General features: G+C 73.7%; 18 protein-coding genes. 8 read left to right on the plus strand and 10 right to left on the minus strand.

Annotated features, from left to right (window positions below):
- Positions 1 to 4: 4 nt before the first annotated feature.
- A complete protein-coding gene (locus ACXNSR_RS07160) occupies positions 5 to 550 on the plus strand; it encodes a gamma carbonic anhydrase family protein (protein ID WP_458641310.1) in 546 nt (181 codons plus the stop codon).
- On the opposite strand, the gene ACXNSR_RS07165 is transcribed toward ACXNSR_RS07160, so the two are convergent.
- From ACXNSR_RS07165 to ACXNSR_RS07180, 4 genes are all read right to left on the minus strand, one after another.
- Positions 534 to 1,238 carry an ankyrin repeat domain-containing protein gene (locus ACXNSR_RS07165; protein ID WP_458641311.1) on the minus strand — a complete coding sequence of 235 codons (705 nt, stop codon included), beginning with the start codon at positions 1,236 to 1,238 and terminating at the stop codon, positions 534 to 536. The genes ACXNSR_RS07160 and ACXNSR_RS07165 overlap by 17 nt on opposite strands.
- Positions 1,235 to 1,906 carry a DedA family protein gene (locus ACXNSR_RS07170; protein WP_458641312.1) on the minus strand — a complete coding sequence of 224 codons (672 nt, stop codon included), beginning with the start codon at positions 1,904 to 1,906 and terminating at the stop codon, positions 1,235 to 1,237. Before ACXNSR_RS07170 ends, ACXNSR_RS07165 begins: the two co-directional genes overlap by 4 nt.
- Before the next feature lie 58 nt (positions 1,907 to 1,964).
- Positions 1,965 to 4,481 (minus strand): glycoside hydrolase family 3 protein, encoded by a 2,517-nt coding sequence (locus ACXNSR_RS07175; RefSeq protein WP_458641313.1) that lies wholly within the window; start codon positions 4,479 to 4,481, stop codon positions 1,965 to 1,967.
- A 150-nt stretch (positions 4,482 to 4,631) separates the two neighbouring features.
- Positions 4,632 to 5,084, minus strand: coding sequence for a DUF4442 domain-containing protein (locus ACXNSR_RS07180; RefSeq protein WP_181382609.1), 453 nt, complete (start codon positions 5,082 to 5,084; stop codon positions 4,632 to 4,634).
- A gap of 96 nt (positions 5,085 to 5,180) precedes the next feature.
- Between ACXNSR_RS07180 and ACXNSR_RS07185 the strand changes: the two genes are divergently transcribed.
- Together ACXNSR_RS07185 and ACXNSR_RS07190 are read left to right on the plus strand one after the other, a co-directional pair.
- The gene (locus ACXNSR_RS07185; RefSeq protein ID WP_458641314.1) at positions 5,181 to 6,212 is read left to right on the plus strand and encodes a hypothetical protein; all 1,032 of its coding nucleotides are present in this window, start codon (positions 5,181 to 5,183) and stop codon (positions 6,210 to 6,212) included.
- Between the two features lie 62 nt (positions 6,213 to 6,274).
- Positions 6,275 to 7,600: an MFS transporter gene (locus ACXNSR_RS07190; protein ID WP_458641315.1), complete on the plus strand. Its 1,326-nt coding sequence runs from the start codon at positions 6,275 to 6,277 to the stop codon at positions 7,598 to 7,600.
- A 21-nt stretch (positions 7,601 to 7,621) separates the two neighbouring features.
- Here the strand turns inward: ACXNSR_RS07190 and ACXNSR_RS07195 are convergent, their stop codons facing one another.
- The 5 genes from ACXNSR_RS07195 to ACXNSR_RS07215 form a co-directional block, all read right to left on the minus strand.
- Positions 7,622 to 8,413: a spermidine synthase gene (locus ACXNSR_RS07195; RefSeq protein ID WP_458643218.1), complete on the minus strand. Its 792-nt coding sequence runs from the start codon at positions 8,411 to 8,413 to the stop codon at positions 7,622 to 7,624.
- Positions 8,414 to 8,513: 100 nt separating this feature from the next.
- Positions 8,514 to 9,371: a patatin-like phospholipase family protein gene (locus tag ACXNSR_RS07200; RefSeq protein ID WP_458641316.1), complete on the minus strand. Its 858-nt coding sequence runs from the start codon at positions 9,369 to 9,371 to the stop codon at positions 8,514 to 8,516.
- Between the two features lie 91 nt (positions 9,372 to 9,462).
- Positions 9,463 to 10,644 carry an elongation factor Tu gene (gene tuf, locus ACXNSR_RS07205; protein ID WP_458641317.1) on the minus strand — a complete coding sequence of 394 codons (1,182 nt, stop codon included), beginning with the start codon at positions 10,642 to 10,644 and terminating at the stop codon, positions 9,463 to 9,465.
- Positions 10,645 to 10,733: 89 nt separating this feature from the next.
- A complete protein-coding gene (locus ACXNSR_RS07210) occupies positions 10,734 to 10,856 on the minus strand; it encodes a hypothetical protein (RefSeq protein WP_458641318.1) in 123 nt (40 codons plus the stop codon).
- A gap of 52 nt (positions 10,857 to 10,908) precedes the next feature.
- Positions 10,909 to 11,625, minus strand: a complete 717-nt coding sequence (locus ACXNSR_RS07215; protein WP_458641319.1) for a DNA alkylation repair protein — start codon at positions 11,623 to 11,625, stop codon at positions 10,909 to 10,911.
- A gap of 49 nt (positions 11,626 to 11,674) precedes the next feature.
- Between ACXNSR_RS07215 and ACXNSR_RS07220 the strand changes: the two genes are divergently transcribed.
- From ACXNSR_RS07220 to lnt, 5 genes are all read left to right on the plus strand, one after another.
- Complete coding sequence (locus tag ACXNSR_RS07220; protein ID WP_458641320.1) at positions 11,675 to 12,403, plus strand: TVP38/TMEM64 family protein; 729 nt, start codon at positions 11,675 to 11,677, stop codon at positions 12,401 to 12,403.
- A 48-nt stretch (positions 12,404 to 12,451) separates the two neighbouring features.
- The gene (locus ACXNSR_RS07225; RefSeq protein ID WP_458641321.1) at positions 12,452 to 13,330 is read left to right on the plus strand and encodes an undecaprenyl-diphosphate phosphatase; all 879 of its coding nucleotides are present in this window, start codon (positions 12,452 to 12,454) and stop codon (positions 13,328 to 13,330) included.
- A 114-nt stretch (positions 13,331 to 13,444) separates the two neighbouring features.
- The gene (locus tag ACXNSR_RS07230) at positions 13,445 to 13,621 is read left to right on the plus strand and encodes a hypothetical protein (RefSeq protein ID WP_458641322.1); all 177 of its coding nucleotides are present in this window, start codon (positions 13,445 to 13,447) and stop codon (positions 13,619 to 13,621) included.
- 69 nt (positions 13,622 to 13,690) lie between these two features.
- Positions 13,691 to 14,158: a nuclear transport factor 2 family protein gene (locus ACXNSR_RS07235; protein ID WP_458641323.1), complete on the plus strand. Its 468-nt coding sequence runs from the start codon at positions 13,691 to 13,693 to the stop codon at positions 14,156 to 14,158.
- A 71-nt stretch (positions 14,159 to 14,229) separates the two neighbouring features.
- A complete protein-coding gene (gene lnt / locus ACXNSR_RS07240; protein WP_458641324.1) occupies positions 14,230 to 15,837 on the plus strand; it encodes an apolipoprotein N-acyltransferase in 1,608 nt (535 codons plus the stop codon).
- On the opposite strand, the gene ACXNSR_RS07245 is transcribed toward lnt, so the two are convergent.
- Complete coding sequence (locus ACXNSR_RS07245; protein ID WP_458643219.1) at positions 15,761 to 16,666, minus strand: Gfo/Idh/MocA family protein; 906 nt, start codon at positions 16,664 to 16,666, stop codon at positions 15,761 to 15,763. The two genes, lnt and ACXNSR_RS07245, sit on opposite strands and share 77 nt — an antisense overlap.
- Positions 16,667 to 16,737 lie beyond the last annotated feature (71 nt).

A 16,737-nucleotide genomic window follows, 5' to 3' on the forward strand; every position in this document is an offset into this window, starting at 1 on the left:
GAACATGACGTACCAGGCGGCCCAGGCACTCGTGGCGGGTGTCGGCGGCAAGAACCCGGACATCGACCCGACGGCCTTCACGGCTCCGACCTCGGTCGTGGTCGGCGACGTCACCCTCGCGGCGGGCGCGAGCATCTGGTATTCGGCGGTGCTGCGCGCCGACTGCGGACCGATCACGTTCGGCGCCGACAGCAATCTGCAGGACAACTGCACGGTCCACGTGGACCCCGGCTTCCCGGTCTCGATCGGCGAGCGCGTCTCCATCGGCCACAACGCGGTCGTGCACGGCTGCACCGTCGAGGACGACTGCCTGATCGGCATGGGTGCGACCGTGCTGAACGGTGCCGTGATCGGCGCCGGTTCGCTGGTGGCCGCGCAGGCCCTGGTCCCGCAGGGCATGGTCGTGCCGCCCGGCTCGCTGGTGGCGGGCGTGCCCGCCAAGGTGCGCCGCGAGCTGACCGACGAGGAGCGCGAGGGCATCAAGGTCAACGCCCTGATGTACGTGGAGCTGGCCAAGCAGCACCGCGCGTCGGTCACCCCGGAGGGCTAGACCGGGCCTCCCGCGCGGGCACGAGCAGCGCCCCGACGGCCTCGTAGTCGTCGTGGCGCGTGCCGGGGCCCGGTCTCGTGCTGCCCGTGGACCTGCGTCCCGCGGCCGCTTCCCGGAAGGTCCGCTCGGTCAGGGCGGCGCCGCGCTCGAGGAGCCGTGCCACCGTGGCCGGGCAGCCCTGCCGGGCGGCCCACTCGAGCGCGGTGCGGTCCCGCCTCGTCTCCTCGATGTCTGCGCCCCGGTCCAGCAACACGTCCACGGTCTCCGGGCTCCCGCCCGCCGAGGAGGTGGCCGCCAGGATCAGCGGTACGTAGCGCAGCCCGCCCGCGGGGCCGCCCGGCGGGGCGCCGGCGTCGAGGAGGGCCCGGGCGACGTCCGGGTAGCCGTTCATCGCGGCCAGGGCCAGCGGCGTCGCCTCGAGGTAGGGGCCGGCGTCGAGCCGGGGGTCGGCACCGGCCGCGAGGAGGAGCCGGACGGCTTCCGCCCGTCCGGCGCACACGGCCAGGTCCAGGGCGCGCCGGCCGCCGGGGACCCAGGCGTCGGCGTCGGCCCCCTCGGCCAGCAGGTGTCGCACCCGGCCGGTGTCGCCGGCCTCGGCAGCGCGTCCGAGCGCGTTCGCGAGCGGGTGGTAGTGGTCCTCCCGGCCCTCGTCCGACCAGTCCGGCTCCGGTCGTCCCGCTGCCGTCATTCGCCGACGGTGGCCCGGGCCGCCTGTTGTGCGGGGATCTCGGTTCCGGCGGCCCCGGCTGCCGCGGCCGCCTTCTTCATCCGGCTGCGCACCACGAGCGTGACCGCGAGCCCGAAGAGCACGGCGAGCGCCAGGGCCAGCCAGGAGAACCGCTTCAGCCACGGCTCGGCGACGATCCCGACCGAGTAGATGACGGCGGTGGTGCCGCCGGCCCAGAGGATGCCGCCGAGGACGTTGGCGACCAGGAAGCGCCAGTAGGGCATGTGCAGCACGCCCGCCAGCGGACCGGCGAAGATCCGCAGCAGGGCCACGAACCGTCCGAAGAAGACGGCCCACATGCCCCACTTCTCGAAGGAGCGTTCCGCCAGCGCCACCTGCTGGGGTCCGAAGTGCTTGGGGAAGCGCCGGCCCAGCCGCTCCAGCAGCGGCTTGCCGCCCCGGCGGCCGATCGCGTAGCCGATCGAGTCGCCCACGATCGCCCCGGTGATCGCGCAGAGCCCGAGGACCACGGGGTCGATCTCCCCGTGCTGCGAGGCCAGCAGCGCCGAGCTGACCAGGATGATCTCTCCGGGCAGCGGGATGCCGAGGCTTTCCAGCCCGATGACCAGACCCACCAGGAGATAGATGCTGACCGCCGGAATCGTCTCCAGCCATTCCTGGATGTGCACCGGTACGTCCTCCCGTGTCGTCCCCGGCGCGCCCCCTGTGACACACCGAACGCGCAGCCTATCGGCTCGTCACGACCGCCTTGGACCTCAGTGGCAGTTCGCGCGACGATCGGCCCACGAACACCTGCCGTCGGCCGGAACCCAGTACCCAGGCGTGCCGCTCCGGGTCCCATGACGACAGCGCCCGTTCGCCGATGCCGAGGCTGACGCGCTCCGCCTCGCCGGGCGCCAGGACCAGCCGCCGGTAGCCGGCCAGCGCGCGCACCGGCTGGTCCAGCTCCAGTTCCGCGGACGGCCCGACGTACACCTGGGCCACCTCGGTGCCCTTGCGGCGGCCGGTGTTGCGGACGGTGAACTCCACGCGCAGCCCGGACCGCTCCGGCCGGACGGTGAGCTTGTCGTACTGCCAGGTGGTGTACGAGAGCCCGTGCCCGAAGGGGAACAGCGGACTCACCCGCTGGGCGTCGTACCAGCGATGACCGACGTGGATGCCCTCGGAGTACTCCTGGCGGCCGCCCACGCCCGGGTAGCGGAGCGGGTCGCCGCCGACCGGGGTGGCCTGCTCGTCGGCCGGGAAGGTCTGGGTGAGGCGGCCTCCGGGGTCCGCGTCCCCGAAGAGGATGTCGGCGGTGGCTCCCGCGCCCTCCTGGCCCGGGTAGTACATCTGGAGGACCGCTGCGGTACGGGCGAGCCACGGCATCGTCGTACTGGAGGAGGTGTTGAGCACGACGGTCGTACGGGGGTTCGCTGCGGCCACCGCCTCGATCAGCCGCTCCTGCCCGCCGGGGAGTGCCAGGGTGGTGCGGTCCCGGCCCTCGGTGGCGTCCTCGTAGGCGAACAGCACCACGCTGTGGGCAGCCTTCGCGGTCCTCACGGCCTCGGCGAGGTCGGCGGCGCGGATCGCCCCGGTGGTGTGCCGGAGCCGGAAGCGCTGCCCCTGGTCCCCGCCCTCGGCGGTCACGGCGAGCCGGTGGGTGCCCGCCTTGAGGGCGAGGGTGGTGCGGCGGACGCTCATCCCGCCGGGTGCGGAGCCGAGCAGTCCGCCGGCGAAGTACTCGGCCACACCCTGCCGGACGGGGAACAGCTCCTCCCCGTCGAGGCGTACGACGGGCCGCTTCCCCGTGTAGTGCACGAGCAGGGTCCACTCGTCGTCGGCCGCGAGGCGGAACTGCCCCTCGTGGCTCCAGACGCGCCCGGGGTCGACCGTCCGCCCGTCGAGGTCGGCGGCCGGGGTCAGCAGTTTCGCCGGGAGCGGCCGCCCGTACAGGTCCTCACCGAGGGCGTAGCGGACGGTCGCGCCGTTCCCGGCCCGTCGCCGGATGGCGGTGAGCGGGGCGGCCGCCCCGTCGGGGACCACGTGCGCGCTGCCACCGCCGCTGACGAAGGGCACCTGCCCGGTCGGTCCGATCACGGCGATCGAGCGGGCGGCGGCGCCGGCCAGGGGCAGGGTGCCCTGCTCGTTGCGCAGCAGAACCGCTCCCGCGGTGGCCACCTTGCGGGCGGTCCTTGCCCCGGCGGCGGCGTCCCGCGGGGGCCGTGCGGCGGGCGGGGCCGCGAGCAGTCCGAAGCGGTCCATGGTGGCCAGGATCCGGTGGACGGCGAGGTCGACGGCGGCCTCCGGTACGGATCCGCCGCGCACAGCCTCGCGCAGCGGTCCGCCGAAGTGGGTTCCGGCCGGCATTTCCATGTCGAGGCCGGCGCCGATGGCGGCGACGGTGCTGTGGGTGGCGTCCCAGTCGGACATCACCCAGCCGTCGAACCCCCAGCTGCCGCGGAGCAGTTCGTCGAGCAGCGCCTTGTTCTCGCAGGCGTGGACGCCGTTGACCTTGTTGTAGGCGCCCATGACGGCGCCCGCGCCGGCCGCCACGGCGGCCTCGAAGCCCCGTAGCTCGGTCTCGTGAAGGGTCTGCTCGGCGGCGATCACGTCGACGGTGTCGCGGCCGTGCTCCTGGTTGTTGAGGGCGAAGTGCTTGACGGTGGCGATGAGGCCCTCGTCCTGGATACCGCGGATCATCTCGCCCACCAGGTCGGCGGTCAGGCGCGGGTCCTCGGCGAAGGTCTCGAAGTTCCGGCCCGCGTACGGGGTGCGGATGAGGTTGGCCATGGGTGACAGCAGGACGTCCTGGCCGAGCGCCCGGCCCTCGCGGCCGATGACGCGGCCGTACTCGCGGGCGAGCGCCGGGTCGAAGGCGGAGGCGAGCAGGACCGGCGCGGGCAGGGCGGTGGCGGGTCGGGTGACCCGCACCCCGGCGGGCCCGTCGGCCAGGCGCAGCGGCGGGATGCCCAGGCGCGGTACGCCGGGCACGTAGCCCGCCTGGCCGAGGCTGTGCGGATCGGGGGCTCCGTGCAGCAGGGCCGTCTTCTCGTCGAGGGTGAGCCGCGCCAGCAGGGCGTCGATCCGCGCGGCGCCCTCGGCCTCGGCGGGGGCGGGTGCGGGTGCGGCGGGCGGCGCCTTGCGGACTCCCGCGCCGGACGGCGCTCCGGGCGCGCAGGCGCCCGCTGCGAGGGCCGTGGCCGCCGTGCCCGCCGCCGCTAGCAGTCGCATCGCGGAACGTCTGGACACGGCCTCGCTCATGGCGCTCCCTGCGGCGTGCGGCGGCGGCGGGAGCGGCCCGCGCCGGACCGCTCCCGCGCCCACTGTGCGTCGTGGGTCCGCCGGGGCCCGCCGGGACGCGCCACCGCGGTGCCGAGGTTCAGCCCTCCGGCAGCGGCGGCGCGCCGGTCGTCACGCGTTGGGACGCAGGGTCCAGACGACGGTCATCTCACCGGTCACGGCCTCGTCCTCGCGCTGGATGGCGATGGTGACCGGGAACTCGGGGCGGCCGCCGGCGTCGAGTTCGGCGATGACCTCGGCGGCCGGGCGGCCGAGGGTGGCGGTGGCGGTGACGACGCCCTTGGCGAGCTTCTTGTAGCCGATCTCGGCCTTCACGGCGAGCGGGACGGCGCGCGAGAGCTGGTCGCCGAAGGCGGCCAGGACGATCGCGCCGCTCGCGGACTCGGCGAGGGTGAACATCGCGCCGGCGTGCGGGCCGCCGACGTGGTTGTGGTAGTCGGGCTGGTCGGGAAGCCGGACGACCGCGCGCTCGGGGGTGGTCTCCAGGAACTGGAGGTTCAGGGTCCGGGCCATCGGTACGGTCGCGGCGAGCAGTTCGCCCACGTTCATCTGATCTGCGCTCATGGAACGCGATGTTACCCACGGGTAGTACTCATTGGCCAGAGCTCCCAAGGGGGCGGCCGTGGCTCCCCATGGGCACGGCCACTATCGTTACCGGCCATGTGGCCAGGACAGCAGCAGCCGCCCGGGGGCGAACAGAACCCTCAGGACGCGCAACAGAACCCGTACCAGCAGCAGCCGGGACAGCCGGGGCAGCCGAACCCTTACCAGCAGCAGCCCGGTTACGGATACCCGCAGCAGCCGGGGTACCAGCCGCCCCAGGGCGTTCCCGGCCAGCAGTGGGGCCAGCCCCAACTGCCTCAGCAGCCCCAGCCCGCCGCCACCGGCGGCGGGAGCCCGTACTCGACCAAGACCGTGGCGATCGTCGCCGCGGCCGCCGTCGTCGTGGCCGCCGCCGCGACCGGCGCGTTCGTCCTGACCCGGGACGACAAGAAGACCGAGGCCGACGACAAGCCGGCGGCCAGCCCCTCGGCGTCGGCCCCCGAGGCACCCGCCCCGGCCGGCAGCAGCCCGAACCCGCGGGCCGGCGGCAGCGCCCAGCCCGTCATCCCGGGCTGGAAGGTCGTGGTCAACACGAAGTACAACGTCAGCTACGACGTGCCCCCCGAGTGGAACGTCAACGAGTCCGGCGCGATCCTCTCCATCTCCGACGAGGTCAAGAAGGACGGCTCGCCGCTCATCACGATGACCGGCACCGCCACCCTCAAGGAGGAGTGGTGCACGGTCGACAAGGACGCGGACGGCAGGGTCGAGAAGTTCTCGGTCGCGGACACCGGCGTCAAGGGCGCCCAGGGCGCCAAGGACACCGCGCAGGTGGCGACCGACAACACCGCCGCCTGGGTCTGGGCGGCCTTCGCCCAGAAGGAGCCCAAGGGAACGGTCAAGGTGGGCGCCGCCAAGGAGTACACGACCTCCTCCGGGATCAAGGGCCACATCGTGGCGGTGACCGCCCCGAACCTGAAGAAGGAGCACAAGTGCTCCACCGACGGCAAGGCGGTCGGCTTCGGCTTCAAGAACGCAGTCGGTGACTTCGCCAGCTTCGTGCTCATCAGCGCGGCCGGCGTGAAGGACGAGGTTCCGACCGAGGTCTCCGACAAGGTGATCAGCTCCATCCGGCTCACCACCCCGTGATCCCCGCGCCCCGGGCCCGCAATCCGTTTGGATTCTCGGCCCGGGGCGGGGATAGTCCCTGGGTGAGCTCTCCCCGCACCGCAGCACCCCGTACGCCCGCGAACCGCCGCCGACCCGACTGGGCCGGCCGCAACTACAGCCTGCTCACGGGTGCGGCGATCATCACGAACCTGGGGAGCCACGGAGCGCACATCGCGGCCGCCTTCGCGGTCATGCAGGCCGGCGGGTCCGTCGGCGACGTGGGGCTGATCGCGGCCGCCCGCACGCTGCCGCTCGTCCTCTTCCTCCTCATCGGCGGCGCCATCGCCGACCGGCTGCCCCGCCACCGCGTGATGGTCGCGGCCAACGCCCTGAACTGCCTCTCGCAGGCCGCCTTCGCCGTCCTCGTCCTCACGGGCGAACCCCCGCTGTGGCAGATGATGCTGCTGACCGCCCTGTGCGGCACCGGTACGGCCTTCTTCAACCCCGCCGCCGAGGGCATGCTGCTCTCCACCGTCTCCGGCGAACACTCCAACCGGGCCTTCGCGCTGTTCCGCATGGCGATCAACGGCGCCGGCATCGGCGGCGCGGCCCTCGGGGGGGCGATGATCGCCGCGGTCGGCCCGGGGTGGGTCCTGGCCGCCGACGCGGCCGCCTTCGCCGTCGCCGGGGCCCTGCGGACCTTCCTCGACGTCAGCCACGTGCCCGACCGGGCCCCCGGCGGCGGTCTGCTGGCCGATCTGCGGGAGGGCTGGGTTGAGGTCCGCACCCGCCCCTGGCTGTGGAGCATCGTGCTCCAGTTCTCCGTCGTGGTGGCCGTGGTCGGTGCCGCCGACGCGGTCTACGGACCCCTGGTCGCCCGGGACCGGCTGGGCGGGCCCGCGCCCTGGGGCGTGGCCCTGGCCTTCTTCGGCGTCGGTACCATCGCCGGGGCCGTCCTGATGATGGCCTGGAAGCCGCGCCGTCTGCTGCTCGTCGGCACGCTGTGCGTGTTCCCGCTGGCGCTGCCCTCGGCGGGACTCGCCGTGCCGCTGCCCGTATGGGGGCTGTGCGTGGTGATGTTCGTCAGCGGCGCCGCGATCGAGGTCTTCGGCGTGAACTGGATGACGGCGATGCACCAGGAGATACCGGAGGAGAAGTTCTCCCGGGTCACCGCCTACGACTGGTTCGGCTCGGTGTCGATGCTTCCGGTGGCCACCGCCCTGGCCGGGCCCGCCGAAGCGGCCTTCGGGCGCACCCAGTCCCTGTGGGGCTGCGCGGTCCTGGTCGTCGTGCCCACCGCCCTCGTCCTGCTGGTCCCGGACGTCCGCCGCATGACCCGCAGGGCGCACGGCAAGCCCGTCGCCGGGGCGGCCCCGGCCGCCGCGGACCCGGCCGAGCAGACTGCCGCCGGGGCCGTCGGCCACTGACGCACCGTCGGCCCCGGCCGCTCACCCCAGGCTGAACGCGCCCTCCGGCGGCGCCGGTGAGGGAGCCGCGTCCGCGTCGGCCACCGGCGCCGCGCCCTTCCTGAACCGGGCCAGCCCGTCCCCGTACTCCACCCGGGCGGGGAACGCGTCGGCCGCGCACTTGCGGGCCAGCGCCCCCACGTCCAGCGGGACGTCGGAGGCCAGCAGTACGGCGTTCCCGAAGCGCCTCCCCCGCAGCACCGCCGGCTCGGCGATCAGCGCCAGTTCCGCGAAGGCCTCGGCGAAGTTCGCCACCTGCGCCCGCAGGAAGTCGAAGGGCGCCCCGTCGGCCAGGTTCGCCGCGTACAGCCCGCCCGGCCGCAGCACCCGCGCGGCCGCCCGGGCGTACTCCACCGACGTCAGCTGGGCCGGCACCCGGGAGCCGCCGAACACGTCGGCCACGACGACGTCCGCGCTCGCCGCGGGCGCGGCCTCCAGCCAGGCGCGGGCATCGGCGGTGTGCACGGTGACCCCGGAGCCCGCCGCGAGCGGCAGGTGTTCGGCCACCAGGCCGACCAGGCCCGCGTCGAACTCGACGACCGTCTGCCGGGAGCCGGCCCGGGTGGCCGCGGCGTAGCGCGGCAGCGTGAGCGCGCCGCCGCCGAGGTGCAGGAGGTCCAGCGCGAGCCCCGGCTCGGCGGCGCAGTCCAGGACGTGCGCGAGGCGGCGTACGTACTCGAATTCCAGGTGCTGCGGATCGTCCAGGTCCACGTACGACTGCGGGGCCCCGTCGACGGTCAGCAGCCAGGCCCGGTCCCGGTCGACGTCCGGCATCAGCTTGGCGGTGCCCTGGCCCACGTCCCGGACGACCGGGATCTGTTCGTCGCTCACCGCTCCATTGTCCGGCAGCGGTCGTACGGGCTTCGAACGGCCCTCAGGCGGCCCCGGACGACCAGACCGCCGCCGCCTCCGCCGCGTGCTCCCGGGCCTGCGCCAGGCCCGCGCGCGCCGCCGGGGCCCGCCGCGCCGGATCCAGCACGTTGCGCCCGAAGGCCTTGCGGGCGGCCGGCGACGGGGTGATCAGCAGGACCCGCGCCCCCGCCTCCCGCAGCCGCTCGGCCTGCGCCGACGGCGAGGGCACCAGTGCGGAACCGAGCGAGATCGGGGCGAGGATCACCACACGGTCGTAACCGGCGGCCAGGTCGGCGTTGGTGGCGGAGCGGATCCCGCCGTCGATGAAGCGGCGGCCCGCGACCGTCACCGGCGGCCACACCCCCGGTACCGCGCAGCTCGCCGAGACCGCGTCGAGCAGCCCGCTGCCGCTCCCCCGCTCGAACGCCTCGAGCTCGCCGGTGACCGCGTCCACCGCGGTGACCACCAGCCGCCGCTCGGGCCACTCGTGGGAGACCAGCCGGGCGGCCAGGACCTTGCGGCGGTCCGCCTCCGAGCCGGTGTCCGCGGCCAGGGCCATGGCCCCCACCCGCCTGCGGTAGGCGGCGGCGTCGCTGCGCGAGCGCGCCATCGCCATTGCGTACCGGGCGATGACGGCGGCCCCCAGCTTCGCCACGGGTTCCGCCGAGGCGTCGCCGAGCTGGCGCTCGTACAGCTCCTGCACGCTGAGCAGCCCGGAGGTGAGCTGGGCGCCGACCACCGAGCCGGCGGAGGTGCCGACGACCAGGTCCGCGGTGGTGAGGTCCACGCCCGCGCGGGCGAGCCCGTTGAGCATTCCGCACTCCCAGCCGATGCCGGTCAGTCCGCCGCCGCCGAGCACCAGTGCCGTGCCGCCGCCCATCTCCGCCCGCCCCTTCCCGCATGCCTGTGGTGACGGCAGTCTGGCGCAACCGGGCCACCGCCACCACAGAGGGGTCGGGATCAGGCCGGGGTCACCCCAGCACGGCCGTCACCGTCCCCGCGCCGACGGTCCGCCCGCCCTCGCGGATCGCGAAGCCGAGCCCCGACTCCAGCGGGACGTCCCGGCCGAGCTCGACGGTCATCGTGACCGTCTCCCCGGGCCGGGCCACGGCGGCCTCGCCCAGGTCCACGTCCCCCACCACGTCGGCGGTGCGGATGTAGAACTGCGGCCGGTAACCGCTGGCCACCGGTGTCGTGCGGCCGCCCTCGCGTCCGGAGAGCACGTACACCTGCGCGGTGAAGCGGCGCTGCGGCGTCACGCTGCCGGGCGCCGCCACCACGTGCCCGCGGCGCACGCCGTCGCGCGGCACGCCGCGCAGCAGCAGCGCGACGTTGTCCCCGGCCTCGGCGGACTCCATCGGCTTCCCGAAGGTCTCCAGCCCGGTGACGACCGTGTCGACCGGCTCGCCGTCGCCGCCGAGGACCGCCACGCGGTCCCCGAGGCGTACGGTGCCGCGCTCGACGGCGCCGGTCACGACGGTGCCGCGCCCGGTGATGGTCAGCACGTTCTCCACCGGCAGCAGGAACGGCGCGTCCGTGTAGCGCACCGGGGTCGGTACGTACGTGTCGACCGCGTCCAGCAGAGCCTGGATCGCCTCCGTCCACCGCGGGTCGCCCTCCAGCGCCCCGAGGCCGGAGACCCGGACGACCGGCGCGCCGTCACCGCCGTATCCGTGCGCGGTGAGCAGCTCGCGGACCTCCAGCTCGACCAGGTCGGTCAGCTCGGGGTCCCCGGCGTCGGCCTTGTTGAGCGCCACCACGATGTGGTCGACGCCGACCTGCCGGGCGAGGAGCACGTGCTCGGCGGTCTGCGGCATGACCCCGTCGAGCGCGGAGACGACGAGGATCGCGCCGTCGAGCTGGGCGGCGCCGGTGACCATGTTCTTGATGTAGTCGGCGTGACCTGGCATGTCCACGTGGGCGTAGTGCCGGGTCTCCGTCTCGTACTCGACGTGCGTGAGGTTGATGGTGATGCCGCGCCGGGACTCCTCGGGGGCCCGGTCGATGCGGTCGAAGGGCACGAAGGAGGCGCCGCCGTGCTCGGCGAGGACCTTGGTGATGGCGGCGGTGAGGGTGGTCTTGCCGTGGTCGACGTGACCCATGGTGCCGATGTTGAGGTGCGGCTTGGTGCGCACGAAGGCCGTCTTGGCCATGATTCATTCCCGTGTCTGGAAGCTGGAACGGGACCCCGAGAGCGAGCCGACCCTCCCCCTGCGGGGTCCGCCGGACGATCCGGGAAGGGTCAGCTTCGTGCGCCGTCGAATGCGGCGAGGACGGGTGCGTATGCGGGTGCGCCCGCGAGGACGGCAGCCTTCGGCGCGTCCGCGGCTGCGGACCGCGCTGCGAGGAAGGCGTACCGGTTCATGCCCCCGATCCTGCCGGACGGTCCGGGGCACGTCGAACGAATTACCGCGCGGTCAGAGGTTCTTGAGGGCCTCTCGCACGGACAGCGGGGCCAGGGAGCCGCGTTCGGCCTCGACGAAGGCGCGTACCGCTCCCGGGTCCGTCTTCGCGTATTCGCGCAGGGCCCAGCCGATGGCCTTGCGCACGAAGAAGTCCGGGTGGCCCGCCCGGCGACGGCAGTAGGCGAAGAGCCGTCCGCTGTCGGTGGCGGACTTGAAGCGGAGCTGGTGGAGCAGCGCGGTGCGGGCGAGCCAGAGGTCCTCGTCCTCGATCCATTCGTCCATCACGGCCGCGAGTTCCGGGTCGGCGGCCACCAGCGGTCCGACCGTGTGCGCGGCCAGCAGGTCGACGGTGTCCCACCAGGGGACGGTGACGATCAGGTGGCGGACGACCGGCAGGAGGCCGGAGGAGCAGCGGGCGACGTGGCGGCGCAGGTAGTCCACCGCGAAGTACTGGTACTCGCGCTCCGGGAGGAGCCAGCAGCGCAGGGCGAGCGCCGCGCAGTCCGACTCGGACGGATTCGGAGTGTTCTTGGTCACGGTCCTCGACAGGTCCCGGCGCAGCGGGGTGGGGATGCCGAGGAAGGGCGCGACGTCCTTCATGTACGCGGCCATGGCCCGGCCCCGTACGGGATCGGCGGCCGCCGCGTACGCCCCGGTCAGCCGCTCCAGCAGGGTGTCCGCGAGGTCGCTGCGGGGAACTCGCGGGGGGCGTCGGCCGTTCGACAGCATGAGGCCCAGATTACGGCGCACCTGCGTACGGGTGGGCTAGTCTCCCGGGATGTCCCTCCTCCTCGCGCCGCGGACCCGGCTGTCGGTGCTCGTCGTGCTGCTCGTCGCGGCCGGCGTGTGCGTGCTGCTGTACGAGCCCCAGCGCATCCTCTCGGAGGGCTGGCCCCCCGGGCTCCCGGTGGGCGCGGCGGTCCTGCTGTTCGCAGCCGCGTACGGCGTGTGCACGGCCGCCTTCGTGCCGCGGCCCTTGCTCAACCTGGCCGCGGGGGCCGTCTTCGGCACCCAGTTCGGCCTCGTCGCGGCGGTCGGCGGCACGGTGCTCGGTGGCGCGATCTCGTTCGGACTGGGCCGGGTCATGGGCCAGGAGGCTTTGCGGCCGTTCCTGCGCGGGCGCTGGCTCCGGGCGGCCGACGGGCAGCTCAGCCGGCACGGTTTCCGCTCGATGCTGGCGCTGCGGATCTTCCCCGGAATGCCGTTCGTCGTGGCCAACTACTTCGCCGCGGTGTCGCGGTGCGCCTGGGGCCCCTTCCTCCTCGCCACGGCGATCGGTGTCGTCCCGAACACCGCCGCGTACGTGGTCGCGGGCGCCAGCGCCTCCTCGCCCGGATCGCCCGCGTTCCTCGTCTCGTTCGGCTTCATCGTCGTCTCCGTGGTGGGCGGCGCGGTCGTCGGATGGCGCAAACGACACCGTCTTGCACCCCCTCGAACCGAGGATCGAGTGCCCGAACTGGTGCCCCAGCACCCCCCTGTGGTCAGCGCCGCTTCGCACGGGCCCTAGCATCGGACGCGAACTGCCCGACGATCACAAGGACGAGCGCACCCCGACATGAGCTGGTTCGAATCCCTAATCCTCGGTCTCGTCCAGGGGCTTACGGAGTTCCTCCCGATCTCCTCCAGCGCCCACCTGCGGCTGACCGCGGCGTTCGCCGGCTGGCACGACCCAGGAGCGGCCTTCACCGCGATCACCCAGATCGGCACCGAGGCCGCCGTGCTGATCTACTTCCGCAAGGACATCGCGCGGATCGTCTCCACCTGGTTCCGCTCGCTCTACACGAAGGCCCTGCGCTCCGAGCAGGACGCCAAGATGGGCTGGCTGGTGATCGTCGGCTCGCTCCCGATCGGCGTCCTCGGCCTCGTCTTCAAGGACGCGATCGTGGGCCCGGCCCGTGACCTGCGGCTGACGGCCACCACCCTGATCGTCATGGGCATCGTGCTCGGCGTCGCCGACCGGCTGGCGGCCCGCGACGAGGAGGGCGGCCGGCACCGCGCGATCCGTGAGCGCAAGACGCTGCAGCAGCTGGGCGTCAAGGACGGTCTGATCTTCGGTGTCTGCCAGGCGATGGCCCTGATCCCCGGCGTCTCCCGGTCCGGCGCGACGATCTCCGGCGGTCTGCTGCTCGGCTTCACCCGCGAGGCCGCGGCCCGCTACTCCTTCCTCCTGGCGATCCCGGCCGTGCTGGCCTCGGGTGCGTTCGAGATCAAGGACGTGGCGGAGAACCCGGGTCACATCTCCTGGGGTCCGACGATCTTCGCGACGGTCATCGCCTTCTTCGTGGGCTACGCCGTGATCGCGTGGTTCATGAAGTTCATCTCGACCAAGAGCTTCATGCCCTTCGTGATCTACCGGATCGTCCTGGGCATCGCGCTGTTCGTGCTGATCGGCACGGACGTGCTGAGCCCCCACGCCGGCGAATCCGGTTCCTAGCGGGACCCCGTTCCACCTCTTCGCGTGAACCGCAGGCCGTTCGGGAACGTTCCCGGACGGCCTGCGCGTCGTTGTGCCTGAAGAGAACGGAAGGCGAACAGCAGGGGGTGTGCCATGGGTCGAGTGGTGCTGGAGCGATTTCCCGCCGGAAGTCCGCGGGGAAGCTGGCCCGCCGAGGAGTACGCGGCGCAGCGGATGCGCGAGGGAGTGCCGGCGGAGGTGGTCATGGATCTGGCCAGCGACGCGTTCCTCGTCGTGGTCCGGCAGCGGGAGTCCCGTTCCGGTCACTGACCGCGCGCGGGAAGATCCGGTGGGCGCACGGCCCTTGGCCTCGCGCCCGCGCAGCCCCACACTGACCCGATGACTCAGCGTGTGGATCTCGCGACGGTGATGGACCGGCTGGCGATCGACGAAGTGGTCACGGGCTACGCGGTGGCCGTCGACGACGGCGACTGGGACGCGTACCGGGCCCTGTTCACCGCGTCCGGGAGGGTCGACTACCGCTCGGCCGGCGGGATCGAGGGCCCGGTGGCGGTGGTCGCGGACTGGCTGGCGGAGACGATGACGCTCTTCCCCGTCCGCCAGCACCTGATCGTGAACCGGCTGATCCGCCTGGAGGACCTGGGCGGCTCCCCCGGGGACAGCGCCGAGGTCCGGGCGGACTTCCTCAACCCCATGCGGCTGGCGGGTCCGGATGCCGACGCCGCGGTCACCTCGCCCAACTTCGTCGCCGCCGGGCGCTACGGGTTCGCGCTGGCCCGCACCCGTGACGGCTGGCGGCTCACCCGTGTCACCGTGCACGAGAAGTGGCGGCACATGGCCGTCTGAGCCGGGCCGACCGGAACCGCTCGACTCGGCCGCTGCGCCGGGCACTGCCACACTGGAAGCGGAGGCACGCCATGATCACGATGCGCACGCGGTGGTGGTCCCCCCGATGGCGTGCGCCCGCCGCCGTGGCAGCCGGGGCGCTGCCCGCCCTCGCCTTCCCGGCCCCCGCGCTCTGGTGGTTCGCCTACGCCGCCCTCGTGCCCTGGATGCTGCTGCTGCGGTCGGCCCCCACCGGGCGACGGGCCGCCCTGGAGGGCTGGCTCGGCGGGGCGGGGTTCATCCTGGCCGTCCACCACTGGCTGCTGCCCAGCCTGCACGTGTTCCTCGTCCCGGTCGCCGCGCTGCTCGGGCTGCTCTGGATCCCCTGGGCGCTCCTGGTGCGGGAGCTCCTCGGCGGGACGCCGGCGGCGGGCCGGGCCTGCTGCGCGCTCGTCCTGGTACCGGCGGGGTGGCTGCTGTCGGAGCTGGTCCGGTCCTGGCAGGGCCTGGGCGGGCCCTGGGGGCTGCTGGGCGCGAGCCAGTGGCAGGTGGCGCCCGCGCTGCGACTGGCCTCGGTGGGCGGGGTGTGGCTGGTCAGCCTGCTGGTGGTGGCGGTGAACTGCGCGCTGGTGCTGCTGATCGCGGTGCCGGGGGCGCGGATCCCCGCGGTGGCGGGGATGACCGGGTGCGCGGTCCTGACGGGAGCGGTGTGGGTGTGGGCGGTGCGGCCCGAGGAATCGGGGCGGCTGCGGGTGGCCGTCGTACAGCCCGGCACGGTGGCGGACGGCCCGGACAGCGCCGAGCGGCGGTTCGACATCGGTGAGCGGCTGACGCGGCCGCTCGCGGGGCAGCGGGTCGATCTGGTGGTGTGGGGCGAGAGCAGCGTCGGCGCGGACCTGACGGCCCGCCCGGACCTGGCCCGGCGGCTGGCCGCGCTGTCGGCCGAGGTCGGTGCTCCGCTGCTGGTGAACGTGGACGCGCGGCGGGCCGACCGGCCCGGGATCTACAAGAGCGCGGTCCTCGTGGGTCCCCTGGGTCCCACCGGTGACCGGTACGACAAGATGCGGCTCGTCCCGTTCGGGGAGTACGTACCGGCCCGCGCGCTGTTCGGCTGGGCCACCTCGGTCGGCAGGGCGGCGGGCGAGGACCGGGTGCGCGGCGACCGACCGGTGGTCATGGACCTGCCCGGGCGGCCGGACCTGCCCGGGCAGCCGGACGGGCCCGGCGCTGTCCGGGTCGGCCCGCTGGTGTGCTTCGAGTCGGCCTTCCCCGACATGAGCCGGCGTCTGACCCTGGACGGCGCCTCCCTGCTCGTCGCCCAGTCGGCGACCTCCTCGTTCCAGGAGAGCTGGGCCCCGGCCCAGCACGCCTCGCTGGCCGCGCTGCGGGCGGCCGAGAACGGCCGCCCGATGGTCCACGCCACCCTCACGGGCATCAGTGTCGTGAACGGCCCGTCCGGCGCCCGGGTCGGCGCCGCCCTGCCCACCTCCGCGAGCACGGCGGCCGTGTACGAGGTCCCGCTCGCCCGTGGCACGACCCTCTACGTCCGCTTCGGGGACTGGCCGGTGACCGCCGCCCTCGCCGCCCTCGCGGTGTACTGCGCGGTGGCGGGCAGCCGTTCGCTCAGGAGGCCTGCTCCAGAGCCGAGCGCACCACCCGCTCGCACAGCTCGTGGGTTCGCAGGGCGTCGCGGGCGCTGAGCGTGGTGCCCGCCGCGACCGCCTCCAGGAAGTGGTCGACGACCTGCTCGATGCCGCGCTGGCGGGCGACGGGGACCCAGTCCCCGCGGCGCCGGACGGTGGGCTGGCCCTTGTGGTCGATGACCTCCGCGAGGTTGACCACCTGCCGCTTGGTGTCGCGGCCGGAGACCTCCAGGATCTCCTCGGTGGAGCCGGACAGCCGGTTCATGATCCCGAGGGCGGTGAAGCCGGCGCCGGACAGCTGGAGCACCACCTGGTGCATCAGTCCCTCGCGCACCACCGCCCGGACGTCGAGGTGGTCGGCCTCGCCGGGCAGCAGGAACCGCAGGGTGTCGACGACGTGGATGAAGTCGTCCAGCACCAGCGTGCGCGGGTCCTCGGGCAGCCCGACGCGGTTCTTCTGCATGATGATCAGCTCGCGGGCGTGGTCGGCGCACTGCGCGTAGGCGGGCGCGAAGCGGCGGTTGAAGCCGACGGCGAGGGAGACCCCGAGCCGCTCGGCCCGTTCCACGAGCTGCCGCGAACCCGCGAGTTCGTAGGCGAGCGGCTTGTCCACGTACGTGGGCACGCCGGCCTCCAGCAGCCGTGTGACGATCTCCGGGTGGGCCACGGTGGCGGCGTGCACGAAGGCCGCGTCGAGCCCCTCGGCGAGCAGCGCGTCGAGATCGGTGTGCCGGCGCGCGGCCGGGACGTGATGGGTGTCGCCGACCCGCTCCAGGGTGTCGGCGTTGCGCGTCTGCAGGTGCAGCTCGATGCCCGGGCGGGTGGTGAGGACGGGCAGGTACGCCTTCTGCGCGATGTCGCCGAGTCCGATGCAGCCGACCTTCACCGGGGCCTCCAAGTTCGGTCCGTGTGGATCTCGGCAGCATAATCCCTGGTGACCGGGGCCAGGATCGCTCA

This window comes from Streptomyces sp. NC-S4 (genome assembly GCF_054353315.1).

What these genes read in the sequence shown, in the direction of transcription:
- ACXNSR_RS07160 (WP_458641310.1), top strand. Translation starts at nt 5, where the DNA reads ATGACGTACCAGGCGGCCCAGGCACTCGTGGCGGGTGTCGGCGGCAAG.
- ACXNSR_RS07165 (WP_458641311.1), bottom strand. Translation starts at nt 1,238, where the DNA reads ATGACGGCAGCGGGACGACCGGAGCCGGACTGGTCGGACGAGGGCCGG.
- ACXNSR_RS07175 (WP_458641313.1), bottom strand. Translation starts at nt 4,481, where the DNA reads ATGAGCGAGGCCGTGTCCAGACGTTCCGCGATGCGACTGCTAGCGGCG.
- ACXNSR_RS07180 (WP_181382609.1), bottom strand. Translation starts at nt 5,084, where the DNA reads ATGAGCGCAGATCAGATGAACGTGGGCGAACTGCTCGCCGCGACCGTA.
- ACXNSR_RS07185 (WP_458641314.1), top strand. Translation starts at nt 5,181, where the DNA reads ATGTGGCCAGGACAGCAGCAGCCGCCCGGGGGCGAACAGAACCCTCAG.
- ACXNSR_RS07195 (WP_458643218.1), bottom strand. Translation starts at nt 8,413, where the DNA reads ATGCCGGACGTCGACCGGGACCGGGCCTGGCTGCTGACCGTCGACGGG.
- ACXNSR_RS07200 (WP_458641316.1), bottom strand. Translation starts at nt 9,371, where the DNA reads ATGGGCGGCGGCACGGCACTGGTGCTCGGCGGCGGCGGACTGACCGGC.
- tuf (WP_458641317.1), bottom strand. Translation starts at nt 10,644, where the DNA reads ATGGCCAAGACGGCCTTCGTGCGCACCAAGCCGCACCTCAACATCGGC.
- ACXNSR_RS07210 (WP_458641318.1), bottom strand. Translation starts at nt 10,856, where the DNA reads ATGAACCGGTACGCCTTCCTCGCAGCGCGGTCCGCAGCCGCGGACGCG.
- ACXNSR_RS07215 (WP_458641319.1), bottom strand. Translation starts at nt 11,625, where the DNA reads ATGCTGTCGAACGGCCGACGCCCCCCGCGAGTTCCCCGCAGCGACCTC.
- ACXNSR_RS07220 (WP_458641320.1), top strand. Translation starts at nt 11,675, where the DNA reads ATGTCCCTCCTCCTCGCGCCGCGGACCCGGCTGTCGGTGCTCGTCGTG.
- ACXNSR_RS07225 (WP_458641321.1), top strand. Translation starts at nt 12,452, where the DNA reads ATGAGCTGGTTCGAATCCCTAATCCTCGGTCTCGTCCAGGGGCTTACG.
- ACXNSR_RS07230 (WP_458641322.1), top strand. Translation starts at nt 13,445, where the DNA reads ATGGGTCGAGTGGTGCTGGAGCGATTTCCCGCCGGAAGTCCGCGGGGA.
- ACXNSR_RS07235 (WP_458641323.1), top strand. Translation starts at nt 13,691, where the DNA reads ATGACTCAGCGTGTGGATCTCGCGACGGTGATGGACCGGCTGGCGATC.
- lnt (WP_458641324.1), top strand. Translation starts at nt 14,230, where the DNA reads ATGATCACGATGCGCACGCGGTGGTGGTCCCCCCGATGGCGTGCGCCC.